The organism is Enterobacter cloacae complex sp. I1M (assembly GCF_014982425.1).
In the GTDB taxonomy this organism is placed as follows: Bacteria; Pseudomonadota; Gammaproteobacteria; order Enterobacterales; family Enterobacteriaceae; genus Enterobacter; species Enterobacter intestinihominis.
Genome location: NZ_JADCLG010000009.1, coordinates 185,967 through 207,402 on the forward strand (window position 1 = coordinate 185,967; position 21,436 = coordinate 207,402).

General features: G+C 56.6%; 25 protein-coding genes. 15 read left to right on the forward strand and 10 right to left on the reverse strand.

Features of this window, described 5'->3' with window-relative positions:
• Together INF86_RS05070 and INF86_RS05075 are read left to right on the forward strand one after the other, a co-directional pair.
• The coding region (locus tag INF86_RS05070) for an RHS repeat-associated core domain-containing protein (protein WP_305047269.1) at positions 1-552 on the forward strand (552 nt) is incomplete at its 5' end.
• Positions 552-998: a hypothetical protein gene (locus tag INF86_RS05075; RefSeq protein WP_063147975.1), complete on the forward strand. Its 447-nt coding sequence runs from the start codon at positions 552-554 to the stop codon at positions 996-998. The genes INF86_RS05070 and INF86_RS05075, both read left to right, overlap by 1 nt.
• A gap of 267 nt (positions 999-1,265) precedes the next feature.
• On the opposite strand, the gene INF86_RS05080 is transcribed toward INF86_RS05075, so the two are convergent.
• The 5 genes from INF86_RS05080 to INF86_RS22625 all read right to left on the reverse strand — a co-directional run bounded on the left by INF86_RS05080 (position 1,266) and on the right by INF86_RS22625 (position 3,414).
• Positions 1,266-1,685, reverse strand: coding sequence for a type II toxin-antitoxin system HigA family antitoxin (locus tag INF86_RS05080; protein WP_063147976.1), 420 nt, complete (start codon positions 1,683-1,685; stop codon positions 1,266-1,268).
• On the reverse strand, positions 1,682-1,993 hold the full coding sequence (locus tag INF86_RS05085) for a type II toxin-antitoxin system HigB family toxin (protein ID WP_063147977.1): 312 nt from the start codon (positions 1,991-1,993) through the stop codon (positions 1,682-1,684). The genes INF86_RS05080 and INF86_RS05085 overlap by 4 nt, the downstream gene beginning before the upstream one ends.
• Positions 1,994-2,213: 220 nt before the next feature.
• Complete coding sequence (locus tag INF86_RS05090) at positions 2,214-2,624, reverse strand: ASCH domain-containing protein (RefSeq protein WP_023299534.1); 411 nt, start codon at positions 2,622-2,624, stop codon at positions 2,214-2,216.
• Between the two features lie 200 nt (positions 2,625-2,824).
• On the reverse strand, positions 2,825-3,280 hold the full coding sequence (locus INF86_RS05095) for a hypothetical protein (protein WP_063147978.1): 456 nt from the start codon (positions 3,278-3,280) through the stop codon (positions 2,825-2,827).
• 26 nt (positions 3,281-3,306) lie between these two features.
• Positions 3,307-3,414, reverse strand: a complete 108-nt coding sequence (locus INF86_RS22625) for an ash family protein (protein ID WP_157843337.1) — start codon at positions 3,412-3,414, stop codon at positions 3,307-3,309.
• A gap of 716 nt (positions 3,415-4,130) precedes the next feature.
• Here INF86_RS22625 and cspA point away from each other — a divergent pair.
• On the forward strand, positions 4,131-4,343 hold the full coding sequence (cspA, locus tag INF86_RS05105; RefSeq protein ID WP_022647355.1) for an RNA chaperone/antiterminator CspA: 213 nt from the start codon (positions 4,131-4,133) through the stop codon (positions 4,341-4,343).
• A 226-nt stretch (positions 4,344-4,569) separates the two neighbouring features.
• Here cspA and INF86_RS05110 read toward each other — a convergent pair whose 3' ends face one another.
• Entirely contained in the window at positions 4,570-5,466 is an 897-nt protein-coding gene (locus INF86_RS05110; RefSeq protein WP_046620439.1) for a LysR family transcriptional regulator, read from the reverse strand.
• 105 nt (positions 5,467-5,571) lie between these two features.
• Between INF86_RS05110 and budA the strand changes: the two genes are divergently transcribed.
• The 5 genes from budA to INF86_RS05135 all read left to right on the forward strand — a co-directional run bounded on the left by budA (position 5,572) and on the right by INF86_RS05135 (position 10,245).
• Positions 5,572-6,351, forward strand: a complete 780-nt coding sequence (budA, locus tag INF86_RS05115) for an acetolactate decarboxylase (protein WP_088581799.1) — start codon at positions 5,572-5,574, stop codon at positions 6,349-6,351.
• The gene (gene alsS, locus INF86_RS05120) at positions 6,323-8,044 is read left to right on the forward strand and encodes an acetolactate synthase AlsS (protein WP_152811382.1); all 1,722 of its coding nucleotides are present in this window, start codon (positions 6,323-6,325) and stop codon (positions 8,042-8,044) included. Before budA ends, alsS begins: the two co-directional genes overlap by 29 nt.
• Positions 8,045-8,064: 20 nt before the next feature.
• Positions 8,065-8,835 carry a (S)-acetoin forming diacetyl reductase gene (locus tag INF86_RS05125; RefSeq protein ID WP_022647359.1) on the forward strand — a complete coding sequence of 257 codons (771 nt, stop codon included), beginning with the start codon at positions 8,065-8,067 and terminating at the stop codon, positions 8,833-8,835.
• A 130-nt stretch (positions 8,836-8,965) separates the two neighbouring features.
• On the forward strand, positions 8,966-9,439 hold the full coding sequence (locus tag INF86_RS05130; RefSeq protein WP_022647360.1) for a cold-shock protein: 474 nt from the start codon (positions 8,966-8,968) through the stop codon (positions 9,437-9,439).
• 107 nt (positions 9,440-9,546) lie between these two features.
• Complete coding sequence (locus INF86_RS05135; protein WP_193543280.1) at positions 9,547-10,245, forward strand: GNAT family N-acetyltransferase; 699 nt, start codon at positions 9,547-9,549, stop codon at positions 10,243-10,245.
• Positions 10,246-10,338: 93 nt separating this feature from the next.
• Here the strand turns inward: INF86_RS05135 and betA are convergent, their stop codons facing one another.
• The 3 genes from betA to betI are packed head-to-tail and all read right to left on the reverse strand — an operon-like array spanning position 10,339 to position 14,090.
• Positions 10,339-12,003 (reverse strand): choline dehydrogenase, encoded by a 1,665-nt coding sequence (gene betA, locus INF86_RS05140; RefSeq protein WP_017694353.1) that lies wholly within the window; start codon positions 12,001-12,003, stop codon positions 10,339-10,341.
• Between the two features lie 13 nt (positions 12,004-12,016).
• On the reverse strand, positions 12,017-13,489 hold the full coding sequence (betB, locus tag INF86_RS05145; protein WP_193543281.1) for a betaine-aldehyde dehydrogenase: 1,473 nt from the start codon (positions 13,487-13,489) through the stop codon (positions 12,017-12,019).
• Positions 13,490-13,502: 13 nt separating this feature from the next.
• The gene (gene betI, locus INF86_RS05150; RefSeq protein ID WP_023299544.1) at positions 13,503-14,090 is read right to left on the reverse strand and encodes a transcriptional regulator BetI; all 588 of its coding nucleotides are present in this window, start codon (positions 14,088-14,090) and stop codon (positions 13,503-13,505) included.
• 128 nt (positions 14,091-14,218) lie between these two features.
• On the opposite strand from betI, the gene betT reads away from it, so the two are divergent.
• The 7 genes from betT (at position 14,219) to INF86_RS05185 (ending at position 20,677) form a co-directional block, all read left to right on the forward strand.
• A complete protein-coding gene (betT, locus tag INF86_RS05155; protein ID WP_022647365.1) occupies positions 14,219-16,252 on the forward strand; it encodes a choline BCCT transporter BetT in 2,034 nt (677 codons plus the stop codon).
• 138 nt (positions 16,253-16,390) lie between these two features.
• On the forward strand, positions 16,391-16,777 hold the full coding sequence (locus INF86_RS05160; RefSeq protein WP_193543283.1) for a type II toxin-antitoxin system RelE/ParE family toxin: 387 nt from the start codon (positions 16,391-16,393) through the stop codon (positions 16,775-16,777).
• 2 nt (positions 16,778-16,779) lie between these two features.
• Entirely contained in the window at positions 16,780-17,064 is a 285-nt protein-coding gene (gene nadS / locus INF86_RS05165) for a NadS family protein (protein ID WP_003858821.1), read from the forward strand.
• Positions 17,065-17,275: 211 nt separating this feature from the next.
• Positions 17,276-18,187, forward strand: coding sequence for a metal ABC transporter substrate-binding protein (locus INF86_RS05170; RefSeq protein ID WP_022647367.1), 912 nt, complete (start codon positions 17,276-17,278; stop codon positions 18,185-18,187).
• Between the two features lie 2 nt (positions 18,188-18,189).
• Positions 18,190-18,996, forward strand: coding sequence for an iron/manganese ABC transporter ATP-binding protein SitB (gene sitB, locus INF86_RS05175; protein ID WP_023299548.1), 807 nt, complete (start codon positions 18,190-18,192; stop codon positions 18,994-18,996).
• Positions 18,993-19,841, forward strand: coding sequence for an iron/manganese ABC transporter permease subunit SitC (gene sitC, locus INF86_RS05180; RefSeq protein WP_022647369.1), 849 nt, complete (start codon positions 18,993-18,995; stop codon positions 19,839-19,841). The genes sitB and sitC overlap by 4 nt, the downstream gene beginning before the upstream one ends.
• Positions 19,838-20,677 carry a metal ABC transporter permease gene (locus tag INF86_RS05185; RefSeq protein WP_126490132.1) on the forward strand — a complete coding sequence of 280 codons (840 nt, stop codon included), beginning with the start codon at positions 19,838-19,840 and terminating at the stop codon, positions 20,675-20,677. Before sitC ends, INF86_RS05185 begins: the two co-directional genes overlap by 4 nt.
• Here INF86_RS05185 and entD read toward each other — a convergent pair.
• The gene (gene entD, locus INF86_RS05190; RefSeq protein ID WP_150312104.1) at positions 20,613-21,302 is read right to left on the reverse strand and encodes an enterobactin synthase subunit EntD; all 690 of its coding nucleotides are present in this window, start codon (positions 21,300-21,302) and stop codon (positions 20,613-20,615) included. The two genes, INF86_RS05185 and entD, sit on opposite strands and share 65 nt — an antisense overlap.
• Positions 21,303-21,436 lie beyond the last annotated feature (134 nt).

Consider the following 21,436-nt stretch of genomic DNA (forward strand, 5'->3'; position numbering starts at 1 on the left):
CGCCATCAGAGCGAAGGGTTCTCAAGGCTTGTGAACCGCACGGCAATGGCGCATCAGCCGCTTCGCTATGCCGGGCAGTACGCTGACGGTGAAACGGGACTGCACTATAACCTTTTCCGCTACTACGACCCGCAGGTCGGGCGATTTATTGTGCAGGATCTGATTGGGCTGAATGGCGGGTGGAACCTTTATCAATATGCGCCGAATCCGTTGGGGTGGATTTATCCGCTGGGATTGTCTACCTGTTCATCCAAAGACTCATATAAACAGGCCAGAAATAAGGCTCTTAAATGGTTAGAAGAGCGAGGTTTTAAAGCCGAAAAAGTTAACACAGGCAAATTTGGTTCGACTAAAGGTCAACCTGTCGGGATGACAACAATTGACGGAAAAACAGGTTCTAGAGTTGAGTATGATGAGCGAAGCGGAGCTCATATCAATGTGTTTAGCGGTAAAGATAAAGGGGAGCACTTCATGTTTGATGCACCTGAATCCGTTGTAACAAAAATTCAATATTTATTTAATTTACCATCAAAACCATGGAGAGGCTCTTAATGACGCTCGATGATGAAATCAGGAAGGAAATATCTTTGCTTCCTGAACAACCAGAAATTGTGGATGACTGGGAACACATTGCGGATGAGTTATCCGATAGTTATAGTTGGGCTGGTTCAAAAATTGACTGGTCAAAGACCAGTGCTCATAGGTCTTTAGAACTACATGGAGACTATAAGGATTGGTTGGTAGATATAAAGAAATTCATTCATGAAACTGATGTTCATGACGTGATTTCAAATAGTGATGAGATTTACTATATAAATGATTTGTCTCTTGATTTTTCTGTCAGATTGAATCCCGCGCAGTTCTTTTTATTTTTTGATGTGGCTATAGAAAATATTCCTCAGCATCATTATTTTTTTGATAGGGAAAATAAATGGTGTCTAGTGATCAGTGCAGAGGGATATATTGACTTCGGTTTCTCATGTTTAGATAAAAAATGATTGAAATGGGAGGTTCATCCTCCCAGGACGTTTAGGTAATGCTTTTGTTTTGATACAAAGAAACCTAGGGGGCGAGATTCTTGCGATGATGATGTGCCTCTACAATTACCGTAAGGTTTTAGACGCGATATGGCTAGCCTGTTTGCCGTACTGTATGGTGATGCTGATCCATTTCGAGCAGATGGCACAATTGTTGAGCCAACGTTCAACGGCGAACAGAATAGCTGTGTCGCTTTTTACTTAATACCTAATAGAATTCTATCCTAATCAATTTCCCACAAATGCACTTACCGGCACGCCAAAACGCTTCGCCAGCGCGCGCATATGATCCAGCGTTAACGTGCGCTGTCCGTTGAGGATTCGACTCACCAGGGACTTCTTGCCTATCTCGTTCTCGAAATCGCTCTGAGTGAGATGGTACTGATCCATCAGCGTTCGCAATAACGCAACGCCTGACGGAATGCTGGCAACACGCGCGTTAAATTCTGCAAACTCCGGAGACTCGTTTTCGTATTTATCGATTTTAGCGGTGAGCATCTCTACCAGCGGACTATCGGGGTCATGCTCGATTAGATACTCCACCAACCCCATAGCATCCTCATAATCTTGTCGCGACGGGCTTGAGCCCAGGAAAGGGAGCTCCCTTGTTAGATCGTTTGCCGCTTTGATGGCTGCTGAATAGTTCATTCTTTCTTTCTCCGGTAGAGGTCCGTGAGCTTGTCATAATCTGCGTGAGTGCTGATGTGCTTGATGAAGATCTTTCTACGCTCAAAATCAGCAAAAAACATCACTCTTAAATGCCCGCCACCCACATCAATGACCCACCATTTTTCCCGGTATTTCATCCTCTCCCGGCTGGGGAAGCGCTTTCGCATGTCGTCTGGTGATGGGTAGTGCTCTCCTTTTAGTACCCAGTAAAGATCTTCCAGAGCGAGTTCTTGAATAGGAAAATGTCTTGTGGCCGCGTCGAAAGGCGCTCTTGAGACTGCGGGCATTTTTGCCCCCTTGTTTCCAGACTGGAAACATTTAAGGTAGTGGTCGGCGGGTTGAGAATGTGGGAACTGTCATGGATTGCAGTTTTCATTTGCTCGTGATAAAGGCGATCATTTAATGAGTGCGAACACTGTAAGAGGTGACTGTGAAAGAAATGTCCACTTTGTGCCAGGAGCGGACATTGTTATTAATAGCAGCAGACGCCAGCCGGACTCTCTCGTCTTACAGCACTTCAACCACTTCAAATTCTTCTGCGATCAACTCCATATCTTTAGAAAAATGACCTTCGCGGGTAAAAAATCGCTGATGCTCATTTCGCCAGTATTGAAGGCTTAAATCGCCTTCACCTTCTTTGCGGGCAAACTCCTCAGTCACATCACAAAAACGCACCAGTCGCATTGAAACCAGCCGGGTCACGCAGACCGGGGCATTCAGGCCATCAAGGATAATGTTATAGCTTCCAATCCTCGGGGCAGACTTTTCTTGCTGGTAAGAGGCAAAGGATCCGCAGGAGGCCGTTTTAATCCCTTTTTTAATCAGGTCCGCAAGCTCGCTGGCCAGTTCCGGGCTGTCTCCCATTTGCCAGGCATCTGCGCCTGGATACTTTACTTTTAATACCTCAACAGTAGCCATTAAGAGCCCTTTTTAATCGTCGATGAAAAATGTCATACAGAGTTTTAACATGAACTTTCCGGACATTAACATTGATGCTTTCCCTCTGCTACTTTGTCCGCTCTTCGCTCTTACCAGACATTCAAAAACAACATTAAATTTTGCGTATGGCCGGGGATCCGCTTCTTACCCAGCAGAACTCCGGCCTCCCATCACCCGCCTCAGTGCGTCGTTATATACGGCTCCTTCACAAACTCTGCCAGCAGCCAGACCATATCATGCAGTCGCCCGGTGAGTTCTTTCGCCACGCTCGCAGGCAGTGTCCCGCCCATCACCGCCAGCGTTAATGCCACGGCATAATCCACCTGCAACACCGTTTCCTGCCAGCAGTCCGGCACGCAGGAAGTAATCTTTTCACCTGCAATCAATTGCTCAACCAGATACGACGGAAGCTCTGAGTCACAGCACTCACGCAGCCGCTTCAGCGCGGCCAGCAATCGCTTGCAGAGCGTGGCAAACATCACTGCGTCGTCAGTTTCCACCAGCACGCTAACATACGCAGTGCAGGCGTCAGCCAGTTCAAAGAGATCCGCAGAATCGGGAAGTTGCAGGTGGAGAAGGTGATAAACAGCGCTTTCTTCAGTAAGCGCGTAAGAAAATCCAGGGATAGTAGCCATAAGGCATCCTCTTTATGCAAAAAATGTTAACCGCCCGATGAGTTCCTACGCTCAGAGGGGGTAGCGCTGACGGAGGTAGGAATACCGTGCATAAAGAAAAACGGCCAGCCTTTCGACTGCTCCGTCAGCGCCACCGTGATTCTAACGGGATATGCGCTGTCGCGACAAAAAATATCGCTTTATGCTAACGGGTTCCTACGCCCGGTTACGGATGTGCCGCAACGCAGGCACTTTACGACCGTGAAGAAGGGATGAAAAGGGATAACCCTGAATTACATAAGGTTGCTTGCAGGTTTGCGAGGCGGCTTCCAGAAGGGGATTGCCGCGTGGCGGCTACGCCCGACCCGGCCTCCAAAACCACCGCGATACGACCCGTAGGCCCGCGCAAGCGCAGCGCCGCCGGGCACAGTTTGCACTGCGATTACGTCTTACGCAGACCTTTTCATTTTGAGCATCCCTTCTAATAACGTCTGCGTGGCGCGGGAGGATTTTCCCGCCTGTGAACAAAACACCCCAAACTCCCGGCACAGTGAAAGCGTAGACATTTTGTAGTACATGGTAGACCTCAAGCCAGAACGATGTCTGGCACCGCGACCAGCCATCCGGGCGTTTAAATGGTTAAAATAAATAATAATAATCATTGCGCAATAAATTTCGCTGTGTCTTAATAGCGTCATCGGTTTGGAATACAGACCTTATGAAAGCAGTTTTAGTAAAGCAGTCCTCAGTTCAGGTGTTATCAGTAGATACTCCTTCTTCGTGAGCCTCCTCCTAAGTGCCAAATAAGTAACTCTCGAAATACAGGCCATCATCGCCGCGCTTAAGTGGCTCATAAATTAAGGATTTATCTATGTCTAATAAAATGACTGGTTTAGTAAAATGGTTCAACGCAGATAAAGGTTTTGGCTTTATCACCCCTGACGACGGCAGCAAAGATGTATTCGTACATTTCTCTGCAATTCAGAGCGACAACTTCAAAACGCTTGATGAAGGTCAGAAAGTTTCCTTTACCATTGAGAATGGCGCAAAAGGTCCAGCAGCTGGAAACGTTTCTCCACTGTAACCCGCGCTAAATATCAGTGCGGCGTACGATAGCGATGAAGACAATAGTCCGAGCAGTTAAGCTGTACTGATAAAAATTAACCCGCACCTGTGCGGGTTTTTTATTTTTAAAGGGTAATGGTACTGAGTTTTATATGGCAGCCTGCCCATACTCCCTTCAAATTCAGCCTCAAAAACTGCTTCGCAATAAATTGAGCATCAATACAGTCCGCAGTTTCTGAAAAGGTTCATCCCTGCTCCCGTTCCCCCTCGCTCATCATCGCCAGAAACCGTTTCACCGTCCGTGAGCGTTCAAAGCGCCGCCAGCAGAGCGCGATATCGGTATAAAGCTCCGGTGAGCTCAGCGCGTGGTAGGTGACATTCGGCGGAGAAATAGCGGCCATCGATTTCGGCACCAGCGCGAACCCGCCGCCAGCGGAGACCATGCTCAGAGAAGAGGAAAGTTGTGAAGATTGCAGCGTGTGTTGCATATCGACTCCGGCCCGCTCGCAGCTGCCGTAAACGCGGTCATACAGCCCCGGCGCGACCTCCTGGGGGAACAGCACCACCGGTGTATCCCGAAGCTGCTCTAACGCCAGCGAATCGCACGCAGCCAGAGGATGATCGCGATGCAACGCCACCACCATCGGCTCCCGGTCGAGGATTTTCAACTCGAACACCTTGCTGCTTTCGCACGGCAGGCGCACAAAGGCGATATCCAGTTCACCCTCCGCCAGCATTGTCGTCAGCGAAGACATATTGGCTTCCACCTGGTGAACCTGCACCGCCATGTTCTGCACCTGAAACTGACGAATCAGCGCGAAAATTTTGGGATGAAAGGCGTCGGAGCTGGTGATGCCAATCGACAGGCTGCCGTTCAGGCCGCGCGCGATGCCCCGGGCTTTCTCCAGCGCGGCGTCGCTCAGCGCCAGGATCTTACAGGCGTCCTCATAGAAGGCTTCTCCCGCCTCGGTCAGCTCCACGCCCCGCGTCAGGCGCCTGAACAGCGGTGTGCCCACTTCCTCCTCAAGCCGTTTAATCTGCTGGCTCAGTGGAGGCTGTGAAATACCCAGCGCTTTGGCCGCCCTGGTGAAGTGTTGCTCGCGTGCAACCGCGACAAAATACCGCAGATAACGAAGTTCCATATCAAAAACGTCTCAAACCAGCATGGATTCTATATTGGAACTCTCTGCTGAATCGGGTCAACATTTATTTAACCTTTATAAATAAAGTTGAAGAGGACGGGCATGATGATGCATTCATCTGCATGCGACTGTGAGGCGAGTTTATGCGAGACCCTGCGTGGGTTCTCGGCTCAGCATCCTGACAGCGTGATCTATCAGACATCGCTAATGAGCGCCCTGCTAAGCGGCGTCTACGAAGGGGAGACGACGATCGCCGACCTGCTGGCACACGGTGATTTTGGTCTCGGCACCTTTAACGAGCTGGACGGTGAAATGATTGCCTTCAGCAGCCAGGTGTACCAGCTGCGCGCCGACGGCAGCGCCCGCGCCGCGAAGCCGGAGCAAAAAACGCCGTTCGCGGTGATGACCTGGTTCCAGCCGCAGTACCGCAAAACCTTTAACGGTCCGGTCAGCCGTCAGCAGATCCACGACGTGATCGACCAGCAGATCCCCTCCGATAACCTGTTCTGCGCGCTGCGCATCGATGGCAACTTCCGCCATGCGCATACCCGCACCGTTCCGCGCCAGACGCCGCCGTACCGGGCAATGACCGACGTGCTGGACGACCAGCCGGTGTTCCGCTTTAACCAGCGCGAGGGCGTGCTGGTCGGGTTCCGCACCCCGCAGCATATGCAGGGCATCAACGTGGCGGGCTATCACGAGCACTTTATCACCGACGACCGTCAGGGCGGCGGCCATCTGCTGGACTATCAGCTGGAGAGCGGCGTGCTCACCTTTGGCGAAATCCACAAGCTGATGATTGACCTGCCCGCCGACAGCGCGTTTTTACAGGCCAACCTGCACCCCAGCAACCTTGATGCGGCTATCCGCGCCGTCGAAAACTAACAGGAGAACTACCGTGAACAGTGAGAAACAGTCACGTCAGTGGGCGCACGGCGCCGATATGGTTGTCGGCCAGCTGGAAGCGCAGGGCGTGAAGCAGGTGTTCGGGATCCCGGGCGCGAAGATCGACAAGGTCTTTGACTCTCTGCTGGACTCCTCCATCGAGATTATCCCGGTGCGTCACGAGGCGAACGCGGCGTTTATGGCGGCAGCGGTAGGGCGGTTAACCGGCAAGGCCGGAGTCGCGCTGGTCACCTCCGGGCCGGGCTGCTCCAATCTGATCACCGGCATCGCCACCGCCAACAGCGAAGGCGACCCGGTCGTCGCGCTGGGCGGGGCGGTGAAGCGGGCGGATAAAGCCAAGCTGGTGCACCAGAGCATGGACACTGTCGCCATGTTCAGCCCGGTGACCAAATACGCCGTAGAAGTGAACTCCCCGGACGCGATTGCCGAGGTGGTGTCCAACGCGTTTCGCGCTGCCGAGCAGGGCAGGCCGGGCGGGGCGTTTGTCAGCCTGCCGCAGGATATTGTCGACCAGCCCACCACGGGGGCGATTTTACCCGCCAGCGGCCCGGCGCTGATGGGCCCGGCACCGGAGTCCGCCATTAACGACGTGGCGAAGCTTATCGAGAACGCCAAAAACCCGGTCATTTTACTCGGCCTGATGGCCAGCCAGCCCGCGAACAGCGCCGCGCTGCGCACGCTGCTGGAGAAAAGCCGCATTCCGGTCACCAGCACTTATCAGGCCGCCGGGGCGGTGAATCAGGAACACTTCACCCGCTTCGCCGGGCGCGTCGGCCTGTTCAACAACCAGGCCGGAGATCGGTTGCTGCATCTGGCGGATCTGATTATCTGCATCGGCTACAGCCCGGTGGAATACGAGCCGTCCATGTGGAACAGCGGCGACGCGACGCTGGTGCACATTGACGTGCTGCCCGCCTATGAGGAGCGCAAGTATGTTCCTGACCTGGAACTGGTCGGGGATATTGCCGCCACGCTGAATCTGCTTGCCAGCCGAATCGAGCACAAACTTGAACTCAGCCAGCGCGCCTCGGAAATTCTTGTCGATCGCCAGCATCAGCGTGACCTCCTCGACCGTCGCGGCGCATCGCTAAACCAGTTTGCCCTGCATCCGCTGCGCATCGTGCGCGCCATGCAGGACATCGTGAATAACGACGTAACGCTCACCGTCGATATGGGCAGCTTCCACATCTGGATCGCCCGCTACCTCTACAGCTTCCGCGCGCGTCAGGTGATGATCTCCAACGGTCAGCAGACCATGGGCGTGGCGCTGCCGTGGGCGATTGGCGCGTGGCTGGTCAACCCGGGGCGCAAGGTGGTGTCGGTCTCCGGGGACGGCGGATTTTTGCAGTCGAGCATGGAGCTGGAAACCGCCGTGCGCCTCAATGCCAACGTGCTGCACATCATCTGGGTGGATAACGCCTACAACATGGTGGCGATCCAGGAAGAGAAAAAATACCAGCGTCTTTCCGGCGTGGAGTTTGGCCCGGTCGATTTCAAAGCCTATGCCGACGCGTTCGGCGCAAAAGGTTTTGCCGTCGAGAGTGCCGACGCGCTCGAACCGACGCTGCGTGCCGCAATGGATGTCGATGGCCCGGCCGTGGTGGCCATTCCCGTCGACTACAGCGATAACCCGCTGCTGATGGGCCAGCTCCATCTCAGCCAGATTTTGTGAATCAATATAAGGACAGAGAAATGCAAAAAGTGGCTCTCGTAACCGGCTCCGGCCAGGGGATTGGCAAAGCGATCGCGCTTCGCCTGGTGAAGGACGGCTTTGCCGTCGCTATTGCGGATTACAACGAAGAGACGGCGAAAGCGGTCGCGGATGAGATCACCCGCAACGGCGGGAAAGCCGTCGCCGTGAAGGTGGACGTCTCTGACCGCGACCAGGTGTTTGCGGCGGTGGAAAAAGCCCGCACCGCGCTGGGCGGCTTCAACGTCATCGTCAACAACGCCGGGGTGGCGCCGTCCACGCCAATCGAATCCATCACGCCGGAAATTGTCGACAAGGTCTACAACATCAACGTGAAAGGGGTGATCTGGGGCATTCAGGCCGCGATTGACGCGTTCCGCAAAGAGGGGCACGGCGGTAAAATCATCAACGCCTGCTCCCAGGCGGGCCATACCGGCAACCCGGAACTGGCGGTGTACAGCTCCAGCAAGTTCGCGGTGCGCGGTTTAACCCAGACCGCCGCGCGGGATCTCGCGCCGCTGGGGATCACCGTTAACGCCTATTGCCCGGGCATCGTCAAAACGCCGATGTGGGCGGAGATCGACCGTCAGGTCTCCGAGGCGGCGGGTAAACCGCTCGGCTACGGAACGGAAACCTTTGCCAAACGCATCACGCTTGGCCGTTTGTCCGAACCGGAAGATGTGGCCGCCTGCGTCTCTTACCTCGCCGGACCAGACTCCGACTACATGACCGGTCAGTCGCTGCTGATTGATGGTGGGATGGTGTTCAACTAAATTCTAATAAGCTCTGACATGAACTTTCCCCTGCTCCCGTGCAGGGGCTTTTTTTTGTCTCCTCAGCCATTGTGCATTACACTGCGCGCTGCAAAACTTTAGTCTTAAGATCTGACAGGCGGTAACAGCGATGAACGGTACAATCACAACGTGGTTTAAAGATAAAGGCTTCGGATTTATCAAAGATGAAAACGGCGACAACCGCTATTTTCACGTGATTAAGGTCGCCAACCCTGATCTGATTAAGAAAGATGCGGCGGTGACCTTCGAACCCACCACAAACACCAAAGGCCTTTCCGCGTATGCGGTGAAGGTGATCCCGGAGAGCAAGCATCTTTATATCGCGGGCGAGCGCGTGAAGCTCACCTCGATCAAATCCTTCGTGGTGTTCAGCGAAGAAGAGCCCGTTGAGACCAAAATCGACAAAGAGAACGCGGTGCTGTCGGTGGGGCTACTGATGAACAGCATCAAGCCGAAAAGTGAGAAAAAACCGGGCGAGATGCGCACGGTGAAGAAGCTGGCGATCACCACCTTCCAGAACACGACGATGATCTTCACCGAAGATGAAATCGACATCGACGCGACGGTTAAGCTGCTGAAGTAATTTTATGCCGGGTGGCGGCTACGCGTTACCCGGCCTGCACGTTCTTCCTTTTCGACCGCTTTTTAACCTGCTATAACAAACTCCTTACCTTGCAGGGAGTCACCGCCGTGCCCGAAATCAATCAACATGGTCAAACCGTTAACGATATCGTCCCCGACTGGAAATGTGCCCGAGCGCTAACTCGCACGCCGCTAACCGGCCAGTATTGTCGTCTGGAACCGTTGGACGCAGAACGCCACGCGGCGGATCTGTTTGAAGCTTACGCACTGGGCGATGACAGCGACTGGACGTGGCTTGCCAGCACCCAGCCTGTGAGCGTTGAGGCTACTGCGCACTGGGTGCTCGGAAAGGTGCTGGATGACGACCTGGTGCCCTTTGCCGTTATCGATCTGCGCACCGAAAAGGCGGTAGGGCTGGTGAGCTATATGGCGATTGAACGCTTTCTGGGATCGGTGGAAATTGGCCACGTCACCTGGTCGCGCAAGATGAAAGGCACCCGCATTGGCACCGAAGCGGTGTGGCTACTGCTGAAAAACGCCTTTGAGCATAAATATCGTCGGCTGGAGTGGAAATGCGATTCGATGAACACCGCCTCACGCAACGCGGCGGAGCGGCTGGGGTTTGTCTGGGAAGGGCGCCTGCGCCAGAAGCTGGTGCGCAAAGGACGCAACCGCGACAGCGATATGCTTTCGATTGTTGACGGCGAGTGGCCGGAAAGGGACGCGGAGCTGCGCGCCTGGCTGGCAGCGGAGAATTTTGACGGGGAAGGGCGGCAGGTTAAGCGGCTTGAAGCATTTCGGCAATAATTTCCCCTCACCCTAACCCTCTCCCAGAGGGAGAGGGGACGATGACACCCTCTCCCTCTGGGAGAGGGCCGGGGTGAGGGGAGAAGTTCGCACTCAGCGGCGAACCGGCGCCCCATCCGCCACATAATACGCCGCCGTGCTCTTCGCCAGCGGCTCGCGCCCGCGAATGGCGTCGGCAATCTTCTCACCAATCATGATGGTGGTGGCGTTCAGGTTGCCAGTGATAATTTGCGGCATAATCGACGCATCCACCACGCGTAACCCTTCCAGCCCGTGAACGCGGCCTTCGCCATCGACCACCGCCATTTCGTCGTAGCCCATCTTGCAGGTGCCGCACGGATGGAAGGCGGTTTCGGCGTGGTTACGCACGAACTCGTCCAGCTGTTCGTCGGTCTGGCATTCGACGCCCGGGCTGATTTCGCGCCCACGGTATTTGTCCAGCGCGGGCTGGTGCATGATCTCGCGGGTGATGCGGATCGCGTCGCGGAACTCCTGCCAGTCCTGCTCGTGGGACATATAGTTGAACAGGATCGCCGGATGCTGATGCGGGTCGCGGGACTTAATCCGTACGTGCCCGCGGCTCGGCGAGCGCATGGAGCCTACGTGGCACTGGAAGCCGTGTTCTTTCACCGCGTTCGAGCCGTTGTAGTTAATCGCTACCGGCAGGAAGTGATACTGAATATTCGGCCACTCGAACTCCTCGCGGCTGCGGATAAACCCGCCCGCTTCGAAGTGGTTGCTCGCGCCCACGCCTGTGCCGCCAAACAGCCACTCCGCGCCAATCTTCGGCTGGTTCCACCACTGCAGGGCAGGGTAGAGGGAAACGGGCTCTTTGCATTCATACTGAAGGTACATCTCCAGGTGATCCTGCAAGTTTTCCCCCACGCCGGGTAAATCATGTACCAGCGGGATATCAAACTGCTTCAGCAGTTCAGCGTTGCCCACGCCGGAGCGCTGGAGGATCTGCGGTGACGCAATAGCGCCCGCGCACAGCAGTACCTCTTTCTTCGCTGTCGCTTTTGACGGAATGGTGCTTTCGCCTTCCAGCCACTCGACGCCCACCGCGCGCTTGCCGTCAAAGATAATGTGATCGGTCATGGCGTGGGTGCGGATGGTCAGATTCGGGCGCGGTTTGGCCTGATCCAGATAGCCGCGCGCGGTGCTGGCGCGTCGGCCCTGCGGCGTGACCGTGCGATCCATCGGGCCAAAGCCTTCCTGCTGATAGCCGTTGAGATCGTCGGTGCGCGGGTAGCCCGCCTGCACGCCTGCCTCCACCATCGCTTCAAACAGCGGGTTCACGCCCGGCTTAGAGGTGGTGACGCTCACCGGACCGTCGCCGCCGTGGTAGTCGTTCGGCCCCACGTCGCGGGTCTCTGCCTTGCGGTAGTAGGGCAGGCAGTTGAGATAGCTCCAGTGCTCCAGACCCGGTTCTTTCGCCCAGTTGTCCAGATCCATTGCGTTGCCGCGCACGTAGCACATGCCGTTGATCAGCGACGAGCCGCCCAGCCCTTTTCCGCGTCCGCACTCCATGCGGCGGTTGTTCATGAAAGGCTCTGGCTCGGTTTCATACGCCCAGTTGTAGCGCTTGCCCTGCAACGGGAAGGCCAGCGCGGCAGGCATCTGGGTGCGGAAGTCAAAGCGGTAGTCCGGCCCGCCCGCCTCAAGCAGCAGGACGGTGGTGTTCGGATCTTCAGTCAGTCGTGTTGCCAGAACGTTGCCGGCAGAGCCGGCCCCGATAATGATGTAGTCAAATTGCAAATAAACCTCCCGGTTAAAATATGGACTGGAATTTACCCATCTCAACCTGGATGGACTTCACCTGGGTGTAACTCTGAAGCGTCATGACGCCGTTCTCGCGGCCAATGCCGGAGTGTTTGTAGCCGCCCACCGGCATCTCCGCGGCGGATTCGCCCCAGGTGTTGATCCAGCAGATGCCCGCTTCGAGCTGATGAATAGCGCCGTGGGCGCGGTTCAGATCGGCGGTGACAATGCCCGCCGCCAGACCGTAGTCGGTGTCATTGGCGCGACGAATGGCCTCTTCGTCAGTGTCATAGGAAAGAATGGACATCACCGGGCCGAAGATCTCTTCGCGCACGATGGTCATTTCGTCGGTGCAGTCGGTGAACACGGTCGGGGCAACCCACGCGCCGTTATCAAAGCCGTCACCCTTCAGCACGTCACCGCCGCACAGCACGCGCGCACCTTCCTCTTTGCCTTTGGCGATGTAGCGCATCACGCTGTCGCGGTGCGGGAAGCTGACCATCGGGCCGAAGTTAGTGTTTTCATCGAACAGGTCGCCCGCGCGGATGCGGCCCACGCGCTCAACGATTTTTTGCTCAAACGCGGCTTTGAACTTCGCGGGCACGAACACCCGGGTGCCGTTGGTGCACACCTGACCGGAGCTGAAGAAGTTGGCCATCATGGCGATATCTGCCGCGAGATCCAGATCCGCATCGTCAAACACTATCAGCGGGGATTTACCGCCCAGCTCCATCGTTACCTCTTTCAGGGACGAGGCCGCCGAGTTCGCCATCACCTTTTTGCCGCTGGCGACGCCGCCGGTAAAGGAGACTTTGGCGATGCCCGGATGCTCGGTCAGGTACTGGCCGGTTTCCGCGCCCACACCCGGCAGAACGTTAAACACGCCGTCCGGCACGCCCGCTTCGGTGTAGATTTCCGCCAGTTTCAGGGCGGTAAGCGGCGTTACTTCGCTCGGCTTGAAGATCATCGCGTTGCCCGCCGCCAGCGCCGGGGCGGATTTCCACAGGGCGATCTGGATCGGATAGTTCCACGCGCCGATGCCCGCTACCACGCCCAGCGGCTCGCGGCGGGTGTAGACGAAGGAGGTCTCGCGCAGCGGGATCTGGCTGCCTTCCAGTGCCGGGATCAGCCCCGCGTAGTACTCCAGCACGTCCGCGCCGGTGACGATGTCGACGGTCGAGGTTTCAGAAAACGCTTTACCGGTGTCGAGGGTTTCCAGCTTTGCCAGCTCGTCGTTGCGCTCGCGCAGGATATCGACGGCGCGACGCAGGATGCGCGAGCGCTCCATGGCGGTCATCGCCGCCCAGATTTTTTGCCCGCGCTTTGCGCTCTCTACGGCGCGGTCCACGTCTTCACGCCCGGCGGCCAGCACGCTCGCCAGAACTTCACCGTTGGCCGGGTTGATGGTCTCGAAGGTGCGACCGCTGGTGGCGGATGTATAACCACCATTGATATAAAGCTGCTGTTCTGCCATTCGGGACATGCTTCCTCCTCGGTTATTCGGTCGGTAAATGCTGGCTGATAAAGTGGCTGGTAAGCGACTGGGCCAGGGTTTTATCCAGCGGTTTGCCGCTGAGCGCGGCGCGCAGCCACAGCCCGTCAATCAGTGCGGCGAGCCCGTAGCCCGCCTCTTCAGCCTGTTCACGCGGCAGTTCGCGGCGGAATTCGTACACCAGATTTGAGAGCAACCGGCGGCTGCTGACCTGCTGCAAACGATAGAGCATCGGCTGATGCATGCTGCTGGCCCAGAAGGCCAGCCAGGCCTTCATCGCCGCGCCGCTGACCTGGGTTTCATCAAAATTGCCGCCGACAATCGCCTGCAAACGCTGCTCTGCACTGCCGTCCGGCAGGGCGCGTAAACGGCTTAATACCGCATCGCGTAACTGACCGGTGATGTCGCGCATGGTTGCTTCCAGCAGACCGTTTTTATCTTTGAAATAGTGGCTGATGATGCCCGTGGACACGCCCGCCCGACGGGCGATTTGCGCGATGGTTGCGTCATGCATTCCCACTTCATTAATTGCTTCCAGCGTGGCATCGATGAGCTGCCTGCGCCGGATCGGCTGCATCCCCACTTTGGGCATTTTTGCCACTCCATTCATCAGCGTTGGTAATCTATTAAAGCGGTTTTTGATTGGACGTTCAATATAAAATGTGTCTTAATTGTTGCGATTTTGGATTTTAATAGTTACAAAAACAGTGGGGATACTGGATGACAGACCTTTCACAAGACAGAGAAAAAGACAAAATCAACCCGGTCGTTTTTTTTACGTCCGCCGGGCTGATTTTGTTGTTTTCCCTGACGACTATCTTCTTTCGTGATTTTTCTGCCGAGTGGATTGGGCGCACCCTGAACTGGGTGTCGAAGACCTTCGGCTGGTACTACCTTCTGGCGGCGACGCTCTATATCGTCTTCGTCGTCTGCATTGCCTGCTCGCGCTTCGGTTCGGTGAAGCTTGGGCCGGAGCAGTCCAAGCCCGAGTTCAGCCTGCTGAGTTGGGCCGCGATGCTGTTTGCCGCAGGCATTGGCATCGACCTGATGTTCTTCTCCGTGGCGGAACCGGTCACGCAATATATGCAGCCGCCGGAAGGGGCAGGGCAGACGATGGAGGCCGCGCGTCAGGCGATGGTCTGGACGCTGTTCCACTACGGCCTGACGGGCTGGTCAATGTATGCCCTGATGGGCATGGCGCTCGGATACTTTAGCTATCGTTATAATTTGCCCCTTACCATCCGCTCCGCGCTGTACCCGATTTTCGGGAAAAAGATCAACGGCCCGATTGGCCACAGCGTCGATATCGCGGCGGTGATCGGCACCATCTTCGGCATCGCCACCACGCTCGGGATTGGCGTAGTGCAGCTTAACTACGGGCTGAGCGTGCTGTTTGACATCCCGGATTCGATGGCGGCGAAGGCGGCGCTAATTGCGCTGTCGGTGATCATCGCTACCATCTCGGTGACCTCCGGCGTGGATAAAGGTATTCGCGTGCTCTCCGAGCTGAACGTCGCGCTGGCGCTGGGGCTGATCCTGTTCGTGCTGTTTATGGGCGACACCTCGTTCCTGCTCAACGCCCTAGTGCTCAACGTAGGTGATTACGTGAACCGCTTTATGGGCATGACGCTGAACAGCTTCGCCTTTGACCGCCCGGTGGAGTGGATGAACAACTGGACGCTCTTCTTCTGGGCGTGGTGGGTGGCCTGGTCGCCGTTTGTCGGCCTGTTCCTGGCGCGAATTTCGCGTGGGCGCACCATCCGTCAGTTCGTGATGGGCACGCTGATCATCCCGTTCACCTTCACCCTGCTGTGGCTGTCGATTTTCGGCAACAGCGCGCTGCACGAAATTATCCACGGCAACGCAACCTTTGCCCAGGAAGCGATGGTGCACCCGGAGCGCGGCTTCTACAGCCTGCTGGCGCAGTACCCGGCGTTTACCTTTAGCGCGTCCGTAGCAACCATTACCGGCCTGCTGTTCTACGTCACCTCGGCGGACTCCGGCGCGCTGGTGCTGGGGAACTTCACCTCAAAGCTGAAGGACATCAACAGCGATGCGCCGAACTGGCTGCGCATCTTCTGGTCCGTCGCCATCGGCCTGCTGACGCTCGGGATGCTGATGACCAACGGTATCTCTGCGTTGCAGAACACCACGGTGATCATGGGCCTGCCGTTCAGCTTCGTGATCTTCTTCGTGATGGCCGGGCTGTATAAATCGCTCAAGGTGGAAGACTACCGCCGCGTCAGCGCCAGCCGCGACACCGCGCCGCGGCCGATGGGCGCGCAGGACAGATTGAGCTGGAAGAAACGCCTGTCGCGCCTGATGAACTACCCGGGCACGCGCTACACCAGCCAGATGATGGAGACGGTCTGCTTCCCGGCGATGGAAGAGGTGGCGCAGGAGCTGAAGCTGCGTGGCGCCTACGTGGAGCTGAAAAACCTGCCGCCGGAAGAGGGCGAAACCCTGGGGCACCTGGATCTGCTGGTGCACATGGGCGACGAGCAGAACTTTGTTTATCAGATCTGGCCGCAGCAGTATTCGGTTCCCGGCTTTACCTACCGGGCGCGCAGCGGGAAATCGACCTACTACCGGCTGGAGACCTTCCTGCTGGAAGGGAGCCAGGGGAATGATTTGATGGATTACAGCAAGGAGCAGGTAATTACGGATATTCTGGACCAGTATGAACGGCACCTGAACTTTATCCATCTCCACAGGGAAGCGCCGGGGAATAGCGTGATGTTCCCGGATGTCTAAACGGATTCTTAAAATACCTTCAGACTGTATATAAATACAGTTATTTGGCGCAGCATTACTCAAGGAAGAGTAACCATGCAGCAAGAGCCTGATGCTGAAGCATTCGGGCTTTTGCTGCGTTTAGGGAAGGAACTATGGATGAGTCATGCGATAGAGTTTATCGAAACATCACTCTTTACCCGACAGATTAAAAGCATTGCTACGGATGATGAGTTAAAGGATCTGCAAAAGGAACTTATTACCTGGCCTGATAAAGGTGACCTGATCCAGCAGACGGGGGGTTTACGTAAAATAAGGATGGCGGCAGGCTCAAAGGGAAAGAGAGGGGGGATAAGAGTGATTTACTTTCTTGCCACAGAGGAGGTGATCTATTTCATTATGGCCTATCCAAAATGCATAAAGGACAGCCTGAAAGAGACAGAGAAAGCAGAACTTAAAAAGCTGACTTCCATTCTGAAAAATACTGCTTCCAGTGCCGTAAATTTGAGGTGTACTATGTACCCTAATCAGGCAGGTGGAGGCTGATAATGAGTATTTTTAATGAATTAAAATCTTCGCTTGAAGAGGCCGTTGAGATCCATAACGGAAGAAAAGCCGCTTCCCGGGTAACCCGCTATGAAGTTGCTGATGTGCGCGCCATCAGAGAGCAGCTCAATATCACGCAAAGCGAAATGGCGAAGGCGCTTGGCACGAGCGTCGATACGATAAAGAGCTGGGAGTCTAAACGTCGCAACCCAACCGGGCTGGCGGCGAAGGTACTTAATGTGATTCGGGAGAATCCTGCATTTTATAAGGCACTTGCCGGGCAGTGAGTCGCCCTTATGCCGGGTGGCGCTGCGCTTACCCGGCCTACAAAACTCCAAAACTGCTTTACCGTAGGCCTGATAAGCGAAGCGCCATCAGGCTCTCCCTCCGTTGACACAACTTTAATGATAATTATTTTCATTTAAATATAGCCTGTGCTATACCTTATAGCACGGGCTAATTTTGCTTTTAATTTAATCACCTCAGGAGACTTCTGCGATGCATCCACGGCAAGGATTGAAGCGTCTGTTGCTCGGCGCGCTGCTTATGACCGCGACCACAACCGGCGCGCTGGCGGCTGAAAAGTTCCAGGTCATCACCACTTTTACCGTTATCGCTGATATGGCGAAAAACGTAGCGGGGGATGCCGCAGAGGTCACCTCCATCACCAAACCGGGCGCGGAAATTCATGAGTATCAACCCACCCCGGGCGATATCAAACGCGCGCAGAAGGCGCAGCTGATCCTGGCGAACGGCATGAATCTGGAGCTGTGGTTCCAGCGCTTTTATCAGCATCTGAACGGCGTGCCGGAGGTGATTGTTACCAAAGGCATCACCCCGATGGGCATCAGCGAAGGGCCCTATAACGGCAAGCCCAACCCGCACGCGTGGATGTCGCCGGACAACGCCCTGATTTACGTCGATAACATTCGCGACGCGCTGGTGAAGTACGATCCGGCCAACGCGCAGACCTATCAGCGTAACGCCGACGCCTACAAGCAGAAGATCACCGCCACTCTCGAACCGCTGCGCAAGCAGGTCACGGCGATCCCGGTAGACAAACGCTGGATGGTGACCAGCGAAGGGGCGTTCTCCTATCTGGCGCGGGATTTGGGCCTGAAAGAGCTGTACCTGTGGCCGATCAACGCCGATCAGCAGGGCACGCCGCAGCAGGTACGCAAGGTTATCGATCTGGTGAAAAAACATCACATTCCGGCGGTGTTCAGCGAAAGCACCGTCTCGGATAAGCCCGCCCGTCAGGTGGCGCGTGAAACCGGCGCCCATTACGGCGGCGTGCTGTACGTCGACTCTCTGAGCGCAGAAAACGGCCCGGTGCCGACCTATATCGATCTGCTGAACGTCACCACCCGCACGCTGGTGCAGGGCATCCGCGACGGGATGAAGGAGTAACCATGCAGAAGGGGATTGTTGTAACCGACGTGACCGTGACCTACCGCAACGGCCACACGGCGCTGCGCGACGCGTCGTTCAGCGTGCCGGGCGGATCGATTGCCGCCCTGGTGGGGGTGAACGGTTCCGGCAAGTCCACGCTGTTTAAGGCGGTGATGGGCTTTGTGCGGGCGGCGAGCGGCACTATCTCCATTCTCGGGCTTCCGCCTCACCGGGCGCTGCGCCTGAACCTGGTCGCCTACGTGCCGCAGTCGGAAGAGGTCGACTGGTCATTTCCGGTGCTGGTCGAGGACGTGGTGATGATGGGCCGCTACGGGCATATGGGGTTTCTGCGTCGGCCTAAAGAGCGCGACAGGCAGATTGTAACCGACGCCCTGAAGCGCGTGGACATGCTTGAGCTGCGCCATCGGCAGATTGGCGAGCTCTCCGGCGGCCAAAAGAAGCGCGTGTTTCTGGCGCGGGCGATTGCCCAGCAGGGCGAGGTGATCCTGCTCGACGAGCCGTTTACCGGCGTGGACGTCAAAACCGAAGCCAGGATCATCAGCCTGCTGCGGGAGCTGCGCGACGAGGGTAAAACGATGCTGGTCTCGACCCACAATCTGGGCTCGGTCACGGAATTCTGCGATTACACGGTGATGGTCAAAGGCACCGTGCTGGCGAGCGGCCCGACGGATATCACCTTTACCGCCGAGAATCTTGAGCGCGCCTTCAGCGGCGTGCTGCGCCACGTGGTGCTCAGCGGCTCGGAAGATCGCATTATTACCGACGACGAACGCCCCTTCGTCACGCACCGACAGGAGGCCAAATGAACGCGCTTCTCGAACCCTTCGGCTACGAGTACATGCTCAACGCCATGTGGGTCTCGGCGATGGTGGGCGGGCTGTGCGCGTTTCTCTCCTGCTATCTGATGCTCAAAGGCTGGTCGCTGATCGGCGATGCGCTGTCGCACTCCATCGTGCCGGGCGTAGCGGGCGCTTACATGCTCGGGCTGCCGTTCTCGCTGGGGGCGTTTTTATCGGGCGGGCTGGCGGCGGGCAGCATGCTGTTTCTCAACCAGCGCAGCCGCCTGAAGGAGGACGCCATTATCGGGCTGATCTTCTCCTCGTTTTTCGGGCTGGGGCTGTTTATGGTCTCACTCAACCCGACCTCGGTGAACATTCAGACCATCGTCCTCGGCAATATTCTCGCCATCGCCCCGGAAGATATCGTCCAGCTGGCGATTATCGGCGTGGTGTCGATAGTTATCCTGCTGTTCAAATGGAAAGATCTGATGGTGACCTTTTTTGATGAGAACCACGCCCGCGCCATCGGTCTGCGCCCGGAACGTCTGAAAATTCTCTTCTTTACGCTACTGGCGGTCTCTACCGTGGCGGCGCTGCAAACCGTCGGCGCATTTCTGGTGATCTGTCTGGTGGTTACGCCCGGTGCGACCGCCTGGCTGCTGACCGATCGCTTCCCGCGCCTGTTGATGATTGCCGTCGCCATTGGCAGCATCACCAGCTTCCTCGGTGCGTGGGCCAGCTATTACCTGGACGGCGCCACCGGCGGCATTATCGTGGTCGCCCAGACGCTGCTGTTCCTGCTGGCGTTCGTCTTTGCGCCGAAGCACGGGCTGCTTGCCAGCCGCCGTCGGGCGCGGGAGGCACATCCATGATGACGCTGATCCTCGAACCGTTCCAGTTTGCGTTTATGAACAACGCGCTGCTGATTTCACTCCTGGTGGCCGTGCCCTGCGCGCTGCTGTCGGTTTTTCTGGTGCTGAAAGGCTGGGCGCTGATGGGCGACGCCATGAGCCACGCGGTGTTTCCCGGCGTCGTGCTGGCCTGGATGATGGGCCTGCCGCTGGCGCTGGGCGCATTCGTGGCCGGTCTGTTCTGCGCGGTCGCCACCGGATACCTGAAGGATAACAGCCGAATCAAGCAAGATACGGTTATGGGGATCGTCTTTTCCGGCATGTTCGGCGCCGGGCTGATCCTCTATATCGCCGTCAAACCTGAGGTGCATCTCGACCACATTCTGTTCGGCGATATGCTGGGCATTAACGGGATGGACATTTTGCAAAGCGGTCTCGTCGCGGGGTTGATTGCGCTGGTGATTGGCCTGAAGTGGCGCGATTTTCTGCTGTTCTGCTTTGACTATCAGCAGGCGCAGGCGAGCGGCCTGCGCACCCGCTGGCTGCACTACGGCTTACTGTGCATGGTTTCGCTGACCATCGTGGCGACGCTGAAAGCGGTGGGTATAATTCTGTCGATTTCGCTGCTGATTGCCCCCGGCGCGGTGGCGGTGCTGATCACCCGACGCTTTCACATGGCGCTGCTGGTGGCGGTCGCCGTTTCAGCGCTGGTGTCGGTAAGCGGCGTTTATGCCTCGTTTTATCTCGACAGCGCGCCCGCGCCGACCATTGTGGTCCTGTTCGCGTTGGTGTTTATCGTGACGTTTGTGTTGACCAGCGTGAAGGCACGTCGGCAGGAGCGTGTGACAGCAGGGTGATGACCTGTTCGTCGTGCTGCTGCCAGTGAAGGGTGAAGGCAGTGCCTTCCTCAAAGCCTGCAAGTTGACGGGTCAATGCCAGCGTAAGCGTCCTGTCGTCGAGCAGGGTAATGCGGGCGCTGTCAAAACCCATCCAGGCCTGCACCTGCGGAAAGAGGGCCTTGAACAGGCTCTCTTTGGCGCTGAACGCCAGCGTCAGGGCGAGGGCGAACGGGTATCCCGAGCGGGAAAGCACAGGTTCTTCCTGCGTATCAATAATGCCGTCTTTGATTTCCCTGGCTTCGTTTTCGGAAAGGATCGTTTCACAATCGATGCCGATAAGCGCCGGGTGATGCGTGACGACGGCCATCGCCTGCGTGCCGCTGTGGGTGATGCTGCCGGAAATACCTTGCGGCCAGAGCGGTTCGCCGCTGGGGCCGATGCCGGGGATTACGCGCTCGTTTAGCGCATGCGCCGCGGCGATGCGGCCTGCCAGGTGGTCGGATTTGCGCTTGCGTCCGGCGTCAGCCAGCTGTGCGTGATGGGGCAGCCAGAGGAGATCGGCGTCGGTGAAGGTGGTGGGGTCGAAAGTGATGCGGTGAAGGGTGTGGCCGGCGAGAGAAAATGTGCTGTGGGTTGTGTGCATGGTTTTCCCTTCAGTATTGTGCGGCCTGATGCCCTCACCCCGGCCCTCTCCCAAAGGGCTGAGGGTTCCCCACAAATTAATGCGAGCACTGAGCAATCCCCTCGCCCCTCCGGGGAGAGGGTTAGGGTGAGGGG